Annotated in this window: 14 protein-coding genes; 6 read left to right on the forward strand and 8 right to left on the reverse strand. The window is 64.7% G+C overall.

From position 1 onward, the window contains the following. Positions 1 to 2: 2 nt before the first annotated feature. The 5 genes from nuoN (at position 3) to PSO31014_RS09940 (ending at position 3,606) form a co-directional block, all read left to right on the forward strand. A complete protein-coding gene (gene nuoN, locus PSO31014_RS09920) occupies positions 3 to 1,472 on the forward strand; it encodes an NADH-quinone oxidoreductase subunit NuoN (RefSeq protein WP_150551460.1) in 1,470 nt (489 codons plus the stop codon). Between the two features lie 102 nt (positions 1,473 to 1,574). Next, entirely contained in the window at positions 1,575 to 1,889 is a 315-nt protein-coding gene (locus PSO31014_RS09925; protein ID WP_150551540.1) for a DUF2818 family protein, read from the forward strand. A 76-nt stretch (positions 1,890 to 1,965) separates the two neighbouring features. Beyond that, positions 1,966 to 2,559 (forward strand): NUDIX domain-containing protein, encoded by a 594-nt coding sequence (locus PSO31014_RS09930; protein ID WP_150551461.1) that lies wholly within the window; start codon positions 1,966 to 1,968, stop codon positions 2,557 to 2,559. Positions 2,560 to 2,624: 65 nt separating this feature from the next. After that, complete coding sequence (locus PSO31014_RS09935; protein WP_150551462.1) at positions 2,625 to 3,098, forward strand: DUF1178 family protein; 474 nt, start codon at positions 2,625 to 2,627, stop codon at positions 3,096 to 3,098. 52 nt (positions 3,099 to 3,150) lie between these two features. After that, positions 3,151 to 3,606: a MaoC family dehydratase gene (locus PSO31014_RS09940; protein ID WP_017233029.1), complete on the forward strand. Its 456-nt coding sequence runs from the start codon at positions 3,151 to 3,153 to the stop codon at positions 3,604 to 3,606. A 52-nt stretch (positions 3,607 to 3,658) separates the two neighbouring features. Here the strand turns inward: PSO31014_RS09940 and PSO31014_RS09945 are convergent, their stop codons facing one another. The 7 genes from PSO31014_RS09945 to PSO31014_RS09975 form a co-directional block, all read right to left on the reverse strand. After that, on the reverse strand, positions 3,659 to 3,994 hold the full coding sequence (locus PSO31014_RS09945; RefSeq protein ID WP_150551463.1) for a YegP family protein: 336 nt from the start codon (positions 3,992 to 3,994) through the stop codon (positions 3,659 to 3,661). Positions 3,995 to 4,247: 253 nt separating this feature from the next. After that, on the reverse strand, positions 4,248 to 4,940 hold the full coding sequence (locus PSO31014_RS09950; RefSeq protein ID WP_150551464.1) for a glutathione S-transferase N-terminal domain-containing protein: 693 nt from the start codon (positions 4,938 to 4,940) through the stop codon (positions 4,248 to 4,250). After that, positions 4,937 to 6,211 (reverse strand): acyl-CoA dehydrogenase family protein, encoded by a 1,275-nt coding sequence (locus PSO31014_RS09955; protein ID WP_150551465.1) that lies wholly within the window; start codon positions 6,209 to 6,211, stop codon positions 4,937 to 4,939. The genes PSO31014_RS09950 and PSO31014_RS09955 overlap by 4 nt, the downstream gene beginning before the upstream one ends. After that, on the reverse strand, positions 6,208 to 7,356 hold the full coding sequence (locus PSO31014_RS09960) for a phosphotransferase (protein WP_150551466.1): 1,149 nt from the start codon (positions 7,354 to 7,356) through the stop codon (positions 6,208 to 6,210). Before PSO31014_RS09960 ends, PSO31014_RS09955 begins: the two co-directional genes overlap by 4 nt. Positions 7,357 to 7,466: 110 nt before the next feature. Beyond that, complete coding sequence (locus PSO31014_RS09965) at positions 7,467 to 8,225, reverse strand: histidine phosphatase family protein (protein WP_150551467.1); 759 nt, start codon at positions 8,223 to 8,225, stop codon at positions 7,467 to 7,469. A gap of 103 nt (positions 8,226 to 8,328) precedes the next feature. After that, the gene (locus PSO31014_RS09970; protein ID WP_150551468.1) at positions 8,329 to 9,108 is read right to left on the reverse strand and encodes an oxepin-CoA hydrolase, alternative type; all 780 of its coding nucleotides are present in this window, start codon (positions 9,106 to 9,108) and stop codon (positions 8,329 to 8,331) included. A 16-nt stretch (positions 9,109 to 9,124) separates the two neighbouring features. Continuing rightward, positions 9,125 to 10,681 (reverse strand): 3-hydroxyacyl-CoA dehydrogenase, encoded by a 1,557-nt coding sequence (locus PSO31014_RS09975; RefSeq protein WP_150551469.1) that lies wholly within the window; start codon positions 10,679 to 10,681, stop codon positions 9,125 to 9,127. A 589-nt stretch (positions 10,682 to 11,270) separates the two neighbouring features. Between PSO31014_RS09975 and PSO31014_RS09980 the strand changes: the two genes are divergently transcribed. Then, the gene (locus tag PSO31014_RS09980) at positions 11,271 to 11,927 is read left to right on the forward strand and encodes a glutathione S-transferase family protein (RefSeq protein ID WP_150551470.1); all 657 of its coding nucleotides are present in this window, start codon (positions 11,271 to 11,273) and stop codon (positions 11,925 to 11,927) included. A gap of 108 nt (positions 11,928 to 12,035) precedes the next feature. Here PSO31014_RS09980 and PSO31014_RS09985 read toward each other — a convergent pair whose 3' ends face one another. Then, on the reverse strand, positions 12,036 to 13,232 hold the full coding sequence (locus tag PSO31014_RS09985; protein ID WP_246176568.1) for a pyridoxal phosphate-dependent aminotransferase: 1,197 nt from the start codon (positions 13,230 to 13,232) through the stop codon (positions 12,036 to 12,038). Between the last annotated feature and the right edge of the window lie 65 nt (positions 13,233 to 13,297).

Consider the following 13,297-nt stretch of genomic DNA (forward strand, 5'->3'; position numbering starts at 1 on the left):
TCATGCAAAACATCAATCTGCTGCCTGCGTTGCCGGAGGCCATCCTGTTGCTCATGATCCTCGTGATCATGATGTGCGACGCGTTCCTCGGCCAGACGCGCAAGCTCAACTACGTGCTGGCGCTCATCACGTCCGCGGCCGTGTCCGTGCTGTGGGCATGCAACGCCAGCGATCCGGCGTCGCACTATCTGTTCGGCAATGTGTTCGTCGCCGATCCGATGTCGAACCTGCTCAAGGCCTTCGGTGGCCTCGCCACGTTCGTCACGTTCGTCTACGGTCAGAAGTATCTGGAAGCCCGCGGTCTCGCCCGCGGCGACTTCTACGTCCTCAGCCTGTTCTCGCTGCTGGGCCTGTCGGTGATGATCTCGGGCAACAACTTCCTGACCTTGTACCTGGGGTTGGAACTGATGTCGCTGTCGCTGTACGCGCTCGCCGCCGTCTGGCGCGATTCGACGAACGCGACCGAATCGGCCATGAAGTACTACGTGCTGGGTGCGCTCGCCTCGGGCTTCCTGCTGTACGGCATGTCGATGATGTACGGCGCGACCGGGTCGCTCGAACTGTCCAAGGTCTTCGAAGTCATCGCCTCGGGCGCTGTGAACAAGGTCGTGCTGGTGTTCGGTGTCGTGTTCGTGGTGGCCGGTCTGGCGTTCAAGCTTGGCGCCGCGCCGTTCCACATGTGGGTGCCCGACGTCTACCAGGGCGCGCCGACCCCGGTCACGCTGCTCATCGGTGGCGCGCCGAAGCTGGGCGCCTTCGCGCTGCTGCTGCGCTTGCTCGTCGAAGGCATGCTGCCGCTGGCGATCGACTGGCAGCAGATGCTGATCATCATGGCGGTGCTCTCGCTGGTGATCGGTAACCTGACCGCGATCGTGCAGACCAACGTCAAGCGCCTGCTGGCCTACTCGACCATCTCGCACATGGGCTTCGTGCTGCTGGGCATGCTCTCGGGCGTGGTGGGCGGCAAGATCGACGGCATCGCCGACGCCTACGGTTCGTCGATGTTCTATAGCGTGATCTACCTGCTCACGACGCTGGGCACGTTCGGTATCGTGCTGCTGCTCTCGCGTCAGGGCTTCGAAGCCGAGAATCTCTCGGATCTGAAGGGCCTGAACCAGCGTAGCCCGTGGTTCGCATTCGTGATGCTGATGCTGATGTTCTCGCTGGCCGGCATTCCGCCGCTGGCAGGCTTCTACGCCAAGCTGGCTGTGCTGCAAGCCGTGGTGAACGCGGGCATGGTGTGGTTGGCGGTCGTGGCGGTGATGGCTTCGCTGATCGGTGCGTTCTATTACCTGCGTGTCGTCAAGCTGATGTATTTCGACAAGGCCGACGACCAAAACGCGCTGCAGGGCAGCGGCACGATGCGTTTCGTGCTGTCGCTCAACGGTCTGGTCCTGCTGTATCTGGGCCTGATGCCGGGCCCGTTGATGGACTGGTGTCTGCGTACCATCAAGCTGACGCTGGCCAGCTAAGCGGCTCAGCGCGTTAGACCACACGAAGAGGGGGCCGGACGGGTCGAAATGACCGGCCCGGCGCTCGACAGACGAACCGGCGGAGGGGGAATATCGATGGGTATGTCTGCAGGCGGTATGCTGGTGATTCTGCTGTCCCTGCTGGGTGCGAATCTGCCGTTCGTGAACCAGCGCCTGTTTGGCGTCATCGCGCTCAAGCGAGCGGTCAAGCCGCTGTGGTGGCGTCTTGTCGAGATGGCGGTCGCTTACTTCGTGGTGGGTGCGCTCGGTTATCTGATCGAGTCGGGCATCGGCAACGTGTTTTCGCAGGGCTGGCAGTTCTATGCGGTCACGGCCAGTCTTTTTGTCGTGTTCGCGTTTCCGGGCTTCGTGTACCGGTATTTGTGGCGTCATCGACCGGCTGCCGCTGTGGCCTGAGATGTTTGCTTCGCAAGACGCCGCCCTTGGGCGGCGTTTTGTTTTGGGTTCGCCAATTTTCAGCCGTGGAGGGCTTATGACCCAGCGTCAATTCGACGATCGACATCTGATTGAGACGTGTCTTGAGAGCGATACGGTCTATGACGGTTCGTTCCTGACTATCAAGCGCGACCGCGTACGTCTGCCCGACGGCAAGACGGCAACGCGCGAATACACGACCCATCCGGGGGCCGTCATGGTGATCCCGCTCTTCGAAGACGGCCAGGTGCTCATGGAGCGTCAGTATCGATATCCGCTCGAGCGCGTGATGACGGAGCTGCCCGCCGGCAAGCTCGACGATGCGGAGGGCGGTCTGGCGTGCGGCCAGCGCGAGCTGCTGGAAGAGACGGGGTATCGCGCCGAGCGCTGGGATTACCTCACGCGTATCCACCCGGTGATTTCGTACTCGACGGAATTCATCGACATCTGGCTCGCGCGCGACCTCACGCTTGGCGAGCAACGCCTCGACGAGGGCGAGTTTCTCGACGTGTTCAAGATGCCGGCCACCGAACTGCTGCAATGGGTGCGGGACGGGCGTATCACGGACGTCAAATCGATCATCGGCGCGTTCTGGCTGGAAAAGATATTATCGGGCGTGTGGCAGCCGAACGAGCGGTCGCCACAACGCTGATCCATCGTCATTTTTTCGATCCCACGGTCTCGTGACCCACGGGGTCGGGATATACCCATTGCGTCATGAAGGTTTTTGACTTGCGTTGTGCACACGAGCACACCTTCGAGGGCTGGTTCGGCTCGGAGGACGATTACCTGTCGCAGCAAGCGCGGGGGCTGGTGACATGCCCCGTCTGCGGCGACGCGCAGATTGCCCGCATGCCGTCTGCGCCGCGCCTGAATCTGTCGGGGGCGACGATGCGTGCCGAAGGCACGCCCGTATCGCGACCGCACGACGACACTGCCCCGCGGGACGTCGCCAAAGCGAAAAGCGAGCTGCAGTCGCTCTGGATGAAGGCGGTGCGTCACGTCATGGCGAACACGGAAGACGTGGGCAGCCAGTTTGCCGAGGAAGCCCGCAAGATCCACTATGCGGAAGCCCCGGAGCGCAATATTCGCGGCACGGTGTCGCGCGAAGAGAGCGAAGCGCTGGCGGAAGAGGGCATCGACGTGATGCCGCTGCCGATTCCCGACGGCTTCAAGGATACGTTGCAGTAAGCCCGTAATCGTCTGGCGGATGACGCCAGCACGCCGCATGCAGGAGCTAGTGATGGCAACTCTCGAGTACTACTTCGAAGACTTCACGGTCGGTGACACCTTCGATCTGGGCGAATACACGTTCACGGCGGACGAGATCGTGCATTTTGCCCGGCAATTCGACCCCCAGCCGTTTCACATCGACGAAGCGGCCGGGCGCGAGTCGCATTTCGGTGGACTGGTGGCCAGCGGCTGGCACACGTGCAGCATCATGATGCGGATGAACGTCGACCAACTGCTTTCGCGCTCGTCGAGCATGGGATCGCCGGGCGTCGAGCAGATCGAGTGGCTCAAACCGGTGCGTCCGGGAGACACGATCACGGTCACGAGCAGCACGCTGGAAGTGCGCGCGTCGAAAAGCCGTCCCGATCGGGGCATCGTACGCCAGCTCTGGACGGCGACGAATCAGCACGGCGAAGAAGTGTGCCGGTTCCGGGGAACCGGGCTCTATTTGAAGCGCGGCGACTGAGTCACGCGAGCGTCGGGCTCACCCGCGCTCGCGTCGGCCTGCCGCGGCGGTCTCAATGTGACAGATCGCTCACCGAGGCCGCCGGGGCATCGCGTTTGACCTGCGTGATGCCATCTTCCATCTGCTCGGCGCTCGAAAACATCTGGCTTTGGCCGATGATCTCGCCATTGCGCGCCTTGAGCACGAAATACGGGCGGCCGGACGTCGACGTCTTGCGCTCGAAACGGTGATCCTCGGCCGAATTCTTGCGAACGGACTCGATGCCGTTCTGCGCGGAGGCCCGCGCCTTGTATGTCTCGGACGAAAGGATAATGTGCCCGCCGTCGGCCATCAGGTGAAAGTGGAATTCACCGTTGGGACTGCGCTTGAGTTCGAACTTGCCTGACATATGTGGATCTCCCGGATCTTCCAAAAGCCAGCGGCGAGGGACTGCGAACTGCAAGGGGACGACGGCGGCCAGCCGCGTCGCAGACGTTTGAAAAACGTCTGCAGGTACGTGTTCGGTGTGTTCGACGCGCCTACGCATCGAGCGTAATGCGCCTAGATTATCACCGCCAGCGTCGCGGCGAAACCGCAGTCTGTTGCGAAGTGTCAACCACTTCGCGCTACGCCCCGCCGGACCGCCACCGCTCGCCCGCGGCCTAATGGCGCGCGTATTGCGTCGCGCCGAACAGTATCTCGCGGGCCTTGGCGTCCTCTAGCGGCTTGCGCGCGTCGGCCAGCACCTTGATGCCGCGCTGCACGGCCGGACGGGCCTCGATGGCGTCGAACCAGCGCTGCACATTGGGGAAGTCCGACATCACCACACCTTGATTCTTCCACGAGCGCAGCCACGGCCAGATCGCAATATCCGCAATGGTGTACATGTTGCCCGACACGTAGGGGTGATGATCGAGCTGCTTGTCGAGCACACCATACAGGCGCCGGGCCTCATTGGTGTAGCGCTTGATGGCGTAGTCGATTTTCTCGGGCGCGTAGATCCGAAAATGGTGCGCCTGACCGAGCATCGGCCCCACGCCCCCCATCTGGAACATCAGCCATTCGAGTGTCTCGTACTTGCCGCGCACGTCCTCGGGCAGGAAGCGCCCGGTCTTGCCCGCCAGGTACAGCAGGATCGCTCCCGACTCGAACAGTGAGATTGGCTTGCCGTCCGGCCCGTCCTCGTCGACGATGGCCGGAATCTTGTTGTTCGGCGAGATGGCGAGGAAGGCGTCCTTGAACTGGTCACCCGCCCCGATATCGACGGCATGTGCGTGGTAGGGCAACCCGCACTCTTCGAGCATGATATGGACCTTGTGGCCGTTGGGCGTGGCCCAGGAATAGAGCTGAATCAATTGTGGCTCCTTGTTGGGGTGTCGGTCGACAACGGGGTGCCGGAGGCGCTCGGCACGCTCGCGTAGCGCGCCAGTTCCAGCTTGGCGATGGCGTTGCGATGGACTTCGTCGGGGCCGTCCGCGAAGCGCAACGTGCGCGCGCTCGCATACGCATAGGCCAGCGGAAAGTCTCCCGAGAGCCCCGCCGCGCCATGGGCCTGCATCGCCCAGTCGAGCACTTGACACGCCATGTTCGGTGCCACGACCTTGATCATGGCGATCTCGGCCCGCGCAGCCTTGTTGCCGACCGTATCCATCATATACGCGGCCTTGAGCGTGAGCAGGCGCGCCTGTTCGATCAGGCACCGGGCTTCGGCAATGCGCTCTCGCGTGACGCCCTGCGCCGCGATCGGCTTGCCGAACGCCACCCGCGAGAGCGTGCGCTGGCACATCAGCGAAAGCGCCCGCTCGGCCAGCCCGATGAGCCGCATGCAGTGGTGGATACGCCCCGGGCCGAGACGCCCCTGCGCGATCTCGAAGCCGCGTCCCTCGCCGAGCAGGAGGTTGCTGGCCGGCACACGAACCTCATCGAGCACGATCTCCATATGGCCGTGGGGGGCGTCGTCGTAGCCGAAGACGGTGAGCGGGCGCACGCGCGTCACGCCCTTGGCGTCGGCCGGCACGAGAATCATCGACTGCTGGGCGTGCTTCGGGGCGTCTGGATCGGTCTTGCCCATCACGATGTAGAGCGCGCAACGAGGGTCGCCCGCGCCCGTCGACCACCACTTGCGGCCATTGATGACGTAGTCGTCGCCGTCGCGGCGAATGCGGCACTGGACGTTGGTGGCGTCGGACGACGCCACGTCCGGCTCCGTCATCAGAAAGGCGGAACGGATTTCGCCGCGCAGCAGCGGTTCGAGCCATTGCGCCTTTTGTGCGTCGGTCGCGTAGCGCTCGAGCGTTTCCATGTTGCCGGTGTCGGGGGCGTTGCAATTGAAGACTTCCGGCGCCCACGGGACTTGCCCCATGATCTCGCACAGCGGTGCGTATTCGACGTTGGTCAGGCCCGCGCCGCGCCCCGAGTCGGGCAGGAACAGGTTCCACAGTCCGGCCTGCTGCGCGAGCGGCTTGAGGCGCTCGATGACCGGCGAGGGCTGCCACGCGTCGCCTTGGCGCCGCGCCACCTCGATCGCTTCGAGATAGCGATGTTCGTTGGGGAAGATGTGCTCGTCGAAGAACGCGGTGAGGCGCTCCCGCAATGCCTCGACTTTCGGGCTGTAGCTGAAATTCATGAGGTCTCCGTTCCGTGACTGCCTGCGTGATCGAGATCCCCGGATCCGCACTGCGCGGCATCCGTGCTGCGCTGCGCGTACGTCCAGGCGAGTTCGGCCATCGGCCGCGCGCGCTGGCCGGCATCGAGCGCCTGCTGGCTGACGGCCGTGCCGTCGGCGACACGTTTCATGATGCCTTGCAGAATCGCGGCGATACGAAACATGTTATACGCGAGATAGAAATGCCACTGCGCGGGCCGGGCGATCCCCGTGCGCTCGCTGTAGCGGGCGACATAGGTGTTTTCGTCCGGTATGCCGAGGGCGGCCCAGTCGAGGCCGGCAATCCCGCGAAACACCCCGGGGCTGACGTGCCAGGCCATGCAGTGATAGCTGAAGTCGGCGAGCGGGTCGCCGAGCGTCGACAGTTCCCAGTCGAGCACGGCGAGCACGCGCGGCTCGCTCGGATGGAAGATCAGATTGTCGAGGCGGAAGTCGCCGTGCACGATGCTCGTGCGCTCGGGCACGCCAGACGGTAAATGCGCCGGCAGCCACTCGATGAGGCGGTCCATCGCGTCGATCGTCTGCGTCTGTGAGGCGCGGTATTGCTGGCTCCACCGGGCGATCTGGCGCGCGATGTAGCCGCCAGGCTTGCCGTAGGACGCAAGGCCGATGGCCGCGTAGTCGACCCGATGCAGGGCCGAGATGACGCGGTTCATCTCGTCGTAGATGGCACCGCGCTCGGCCGGTGTCATGCCGGGCAGCGAGGGGTCCCACAACACGCGCCCCGGCACGAAGTCCATGACATAGAACGCCAGCCCGATCACGCTTTCGTCCACGCACAGGCCCCGCATGCGGGCGACGGGGACATCGGTGCCTGCGAGGGCATCCATCACGCGATATTCGCGCTCGATGGCGTGGGCGGACGGGAGCAGTTTGGCGGCCGGTGCGGGCTTGGTGCGCAGCACGTAGGCGGCGTTGGGGGTCGTCAGGCGATAAGTCGGGTTGGATTGGCCGCCGTTGAATTGCGTGATCGTCAGCGGCCCGGCAAAGCCGTCGACATGCGCGGCGAGCCAGCTTTCGAGCGCAGCGGCATCGAAGGGCACGCGCGCATCCAGCGGGCGTTCGCCGACAAATGTGGAATAGTCCTGCGCGAGCTCCTCGGCCATGCTGTCTCCTGCATTCCCGGTGCTACGTTGATCGTGACGATTTCGACAGTTTCGACTGCGACGCTGGGTGCTCATGTGGACGCTTCACGTCGCGCGAGCGCCCGATGGGCCTATCCTCGCGCTCGCGTGCGCACGAACGACGCGAAGATCTTTTCCATGACGGTCAGCCGGTTGTCGCGATGCAGCAGTTGCGGCGGCGCGAAGTTCATCAGGCGCACAACCCAATCTTCGGGCTTGTCGCCCACGTCGAGCGCGTTGATGCAGGCGGGGGTCTGAGCGAGCTGACCCAGGAAGAGGCGTCCCAGCGGATGCATGGCATGCGAGAGAATCGCCCGATTCACGCCGCCGTGCAATACCAGCAGTACCGTGTCCCATGACGTATCGGAGCGCAGTTCCGCCAGCGGCGGCACCACGCGGTCGAGCAACTCGCGCACCGACTCGCCGTTCATGAAGCGGGTGCTCTCGGGTACGAGGCCGTCGAACGCGCCGAGAAACGCCTGCGCGATCTCGCCTGGCGGCAGGTCGGAAATCTTGCCGGCGCGAATTTCCTGCCAGCAGGTCCACGTCTCGATGTCGATCTGTTGTCCGGTCTCGGTCAGCACGCGCTCGGCCGTCTCGCGGGTGCGCGGCAGGCCGCTCACGATCACGCGATCGAAGTGGATGTTCTCGGCGGCAAAGGCGCGTCCGGCGGCGCTGGCTTGTGAGCGCCCCAGGTCGTTGAGTGCGACGGTGTCGGCGTCGATGGGCTTGCCGCTGTCGTCGAAGTAGGTGACGTCGCCATGACGCATCAGATAGATGCGGCGGCGCTGTGGTGGCGTGAATACCAAGGGACCGGCGGCGGAGCCGGATTGGCCGAGTGAGTCGCGCATGCGGTAACTCTCCTGAGAGGGACGCCGGCAGTCTGATGGGGCGCTGCGGCACGGCATTGACCGACGGTGCGCGTCCGACGTTCGCGCGCGGTCGGTCAAGCCGTCAGGCGTATTTTGCCGGACGTTTCTCAAGGAAGGCACTGATTCCTTCCAGACCGTCCGCATGGTGAAGCGACGCGACGAAACTATCGCGCTCGGCGCCCAACTGCGAGGTGAGCGTCTCGCAGGCGCCGCTTTCGATGAGCGACTTGATCCGGCCGACGGCGTTCGGCGAGAGCTGCGCGAGATCGGTCGCCCAGTTCAGCGCCTCGGCACGGGCCTGTCCCGGCGCGACCACGCGGTTGACGAGACCGGCCGCGGCCAGGCGCGTCGCCGCCACCGGCTTGCCTTCGAGCAGGATCTCGGTGGCGAGCGGGCGGGGCAGGGCCTGCGAGAGGAACCACGAGCCGCCGCCATCGGGCGTGAGGCCGACTTTGACGTAGGCCATCACGAACTTGGCGTTGTCGGCCGCCACGAGCAGGTCGCACGCGAGCGCAAGCGAGAAGCCCGCCCCGGCGGCGGCGCCCTCGACGGCCGCGATGACCGGCTTCGGACACGCACGCAGCGCCTCGATCCATTCGGCCAGCGCGTCGATGCTTGCGGCCTGTACCGATGGGTCCTTCTGGCGATTCTCCAGCAGCCGGTTCAGGTTGCCGCCCGCGCAAAAGAAGTTGTCGGCACCGGTGAGCACCACGGCGCGCACGGACGGATCGCGCTCGGCCGTAGTCAGCGCTTCGACCCCGGCGGCGTACATGTCGGGGTGCAGCGCATTGCGCGCCCCCGGGTTCGACAGCGTCAGCACCAGCGTGTGGTCGACGCGTTCGGCAAGCAGTTCGGCGCTCATGAGGCGAGTCTCCAGATCACTGTTCTTCGGTCAGCAGTGACACACCCAGTTGCGCGCGGCGCGTGAGCCACGGCGACGGACGATAGCGCTGATCGCCATAGAACGATTGCAGATTGCGCAGCACGGTGAGTAGTTGGCGTGCGCCGACGGCATCGCCGAGTGCGAGCGGCCCTTTGGCGTAGCCCAGGCCCAGCGTCACAGCGCGATCGATGTCGCCGGGCGCTGCAATGCGTTGCTGCGCGATGTCGGCGCCGATGTTCACGATGGTGGCGATCACGCGCTGGGCGACGAAGCCCGCCGAGTCGCGAATCACCGTCACGGGTGTGCCGCCGTGCGCAAACAGGGCGTGCGCGGCGTTGCGTGTCGCGGGCGTGGTGATCGGTGTGGTCATCAGCGTGTGGCGCTTCGCGCCGGCGAGCGGCAGCAGCGTGTCGACGGCCACCGTGCGCGCCGCGTCGAGACCTTGCTCGACGGCGCAGGTCGTGGCGTCGAGGCCGAGCGGCGTGACAACAATCAGCGCTGTCGCCGACGGCTTGTCGCCGCTTTCGAGGGTCACGCCCGTCGCCCCCAGTAATTCGACCACGGCCGCGAAGCCGCGCGTATCGGCCCGGCTCACCCAGACGCTGGCGGGCAGGGTGTCGGGCGCAGGGGCTTCAGGCGGCACCTGCTGTTTGCCGTCGACGTATCGATAGAAGCCTTCGCCGACCTTGCGGCCAAGCAGACCGCCCGCGAAACGCACGGCCGTGATCGGCGACGGACGGAAGCGGGCTTCTTCGTAGAACTGGTGGTAGATCGACTCCATCACCGGGTGCGAGACGTCGAGTGCCGTGAGATCGAGCAGCTCGAACGTGCCGAGACGAAAGCCCGCCTGCTCGCGCAGGATGCGGTCGATGTCGGCAAAGCTCGCCACGCCTTCGCTCGCCACGCGCAGGCCCTCGGTATTCATGCCGCGCCCGGCGTGGTTGACGATGAAGCCCGGCATGTCCTTGCAGCGCACGGCCGTGTGCCCCATGCGCCGACCCAGCGCGAGCAGCGCATCGCCGACCTCGGGGGCGGTGCGCAGGCCGTCGATCACCTCCACCACCTTCATGAGCGGTACCGGGTTGAAGAAGTGGTAGCCGGCCACGCGCTCCGGACGCTCGCACGCGGCGGCGATCGCCGTGATCGACAGCGACGACGTGTTCGACGCGAGAATCGCGTCTGTCGCAACGATGCCCTCTAGCGAGCGGAACAGATCGCGCTTGATGTCGAGTTTCTCGATAATGGCTTCGACCACGAGTTGGCAATCGGCCAGATCCTCAAGGACGCTGCATGCCTGCAGACGGCCCATCGTCGCCTCGACACTCGACGCTTCGATCTTGCCCTTTGCCGCAAGCTTGTCCAGCGTGTCGCGCAGGGTACCCAGTGCGGCTTGCACGGCGCTGGCGTTGGTGTCGTAAAGCTTCACGCGCAGGCCGGCCTGCGCGGCGATCTGGGCGATGCCACGGCCCATGGCACCGGCGCCGACGATACCCAGCACGTCGATAGCCTTGCCGGAGGAGTTCGCGCAGGCCTGGGGGGAGGATGCAGTCATTCGGAGTGTCTCGAAATTGGTGTCGATGGTCGTCGATCGGTGTCGCGCGGTGGGCGCGCCCGGCGCTGGTGCGGAGGGGATGCAACATTCTATCGTCCGACCGGTCGGTCTGGAAATGAATTTCCTGACGACTCGCCGAGCAATGCAAACCGGTGCCCATATCGCGTTGGCGCTATTGTCGCCGATCTTGCGGCGGCTGCCAGCGCTTGTTCCGCTGCGCGGTCGGCCGGGAGCATCGCTAATCGGACAGATCGTGGGCCTGCCGTTGCGCTGGGCGGCAGATTTCGGGACGTCTTCCAGTGTGCGCGTCTCACGACCGATCGCGCGATGCCGTTACACTGCGTGTGGCCGCCAGTTGCGTCGGTTGCACGCATCGCCAAGGTTGACGCCGTGGCGCTCGCGGCATGACGCGGCGAGTGTGTGGATCGACAACGATGCTGCAACCGTCGCACCATCGTCGCGCGATCGGCCGACAACGAGGCGCTACCGCTCCATCGGCGGCAGCGCACCAGGGACGCATCATGACACTGCGCACGCGCCGCTGCCTCGACGACAACCGAGGCGCTCGCCGTGACGCATCGGAGACATCATGTTGAAGCTGTACGGTTTTCCCATCAGCAATTATTACAACAAGGTCAAGGTAGTACTGTACGAGAAGGGCTTGGCGTTCGAGGAGTCGGAGTCGATTCCCTGCCAGGATGAGTCGCTGCTGCAATGCTCGCCGCTCGGCAAGGTGCCGTATCTGGAGACGGAGCAAGGGTTCCTGTCCGAGTCGCAGGTGATCTGCGATTTCCTCGAAGCGACGCATCCGTCACCCGCGCTTTTCTCGAAGGATCCGTGGCGGCAGGCGAAGGAGCGCGAACTGCTCACGATGGTGGAGTTGCACCTGGAGCTGGTCGTGCGCGACATCTACGGGCAGGCGTTCTTTGGCGCGACGGCCTCGGATGGCACGCGTCAACGCACCGAGAAGCTGCTGCGCCGGAACATCGTGGCGTTCAAGCGGCTGGCAAAGTTTGCGCCTTACCTTGCCGGAGATACCTTCTCGATGGCCGACGTCGCCGCGGGCATCCATCTGCCGATCCTGGGGATGGCCACACAAGCCGTGTATGGGGAGGATTTCCTGCAAGCGGCCGGCATCGACTGGAAGGCGTATGGCAAGGGGCTCGCCGAACGTGAGTCGTTCCAGCGTACGCGCGCCGAGCAGAAGGCGTACCAGCAGGCACAGCAGGCAAAGAAAGCGGGGTAATTACGCCGGACCTGCCACTGCCGCGCATCACGCGTCGAGGCAAAAACGAAAGGGCCGCGATTTGAAAAAGATCGCGGCCCTTTTTGCGTCTTGCTGAAGCGGTTCGCCTCAGATCTTTGCGAGTCTTGCCAGCGCCTCGCGCAGCGTGTCGTCTTGCTTGGCGAAGCAGAAGCGCACCACCCCCGATTCATGCGGCTCATGGTAGAACGCCGAGACGGGAATGGCGGCCACGCCGATCTCGCCCGTCAGCCACAGCGCGAAGTCGGCTTCGGTCATGTCGCTGATCGCACTGTAATCCACGCACTGGAAATAAGTGCCTTCGCACGGCAGCAGCTTGAAGCGTGTGCCCGCAAGCCCCTCGCGGAACAGGTCGCGCTTCTTCTGGTAGAAGCCCGCGAGTTCGAGGTAAGGGGCGGGATCGCGCATGTAGTCGGCCAGACCGACCTGCATTGGCGTGTTGACCGTGAACACGTTGAACTGATGCACCTTGCGGAATTCGGCCGACAGTGACGCCGGCGCCGCCACGAACCCGACCTTCCAGCCCGTCACGTGATACGTCTTGCCGAAGCTCGACACGATGAAGCTGCGGCGCGCGAGTTCGGGATGGCGCGCCACACTCTCATGCCGCTTGCCGTCGTACACCATGTGTTCGTAGACCTCGTCGGAGATCAGCAGGATGTCGGTGCCGGCCACGATCTCGGCGAGCTTCTCGAGATCTTGCTCGTGCCACACGGTGCCGCTGGGATTGTGCGGCGTGTTGAACAGGATGAGACGCGTGCGCGGCGTGATCGCCGCCGCCAGCTTGTCGAACGGAATGCGGAACTCGGGCGCGTCGAGCGTGATGAACACGGGCTTGCCACCGGCCAGCTCGATCGAGGGGACGTAACTGTCATACGTCGGCTCGAACACAATCACCTCGTCGCCCGGATGCACGCACGCGAGAATGGCCGTGAGCAGGGCCTGCGTGGCACCGGCCGTCACCGTGATTTCCGTGTTCCAGTCGTAAGGCTGCCCGTAAAGCCGGCCGATCTTGTCGGCAATCGCCTGGCGCAATGCCGGCACGCCGGCCATCGGCGGGTACTGGTTGTGGCCGTCGCGCATCGCGCGCGAGACGGCATCGACGATCTTCGGATCGCACGCGAAATCGGGGAAGCCCTGCCCGAGATTCACCGCCTGCTTCTCGGCGGCGAGCGCCGACATCACGGTGAAAATGGTGGTGCCGACGTTCGGCAGACGTGACGCAAGCGGCGGGGCAACCAACGCCTGAGCGGCAGGCGCGACAGATGCGGTGTGGGGCGCGTTCATGTAGGCAGTGGACGATGCAGTGATCAGGCCGCCATTCTACCGCCGCTGCGCCCGGCCTGCGGGCG

The sequence above is a fragment of the Pandoraea soli genome, from assembly GCF_902459595.1.
GTDB lineage: Bacteria > Pseudomonadota > Gammaproteobacteria > Burkholderiales > Burkholderiaceae > Pandoraea > Pandoraea cepalis.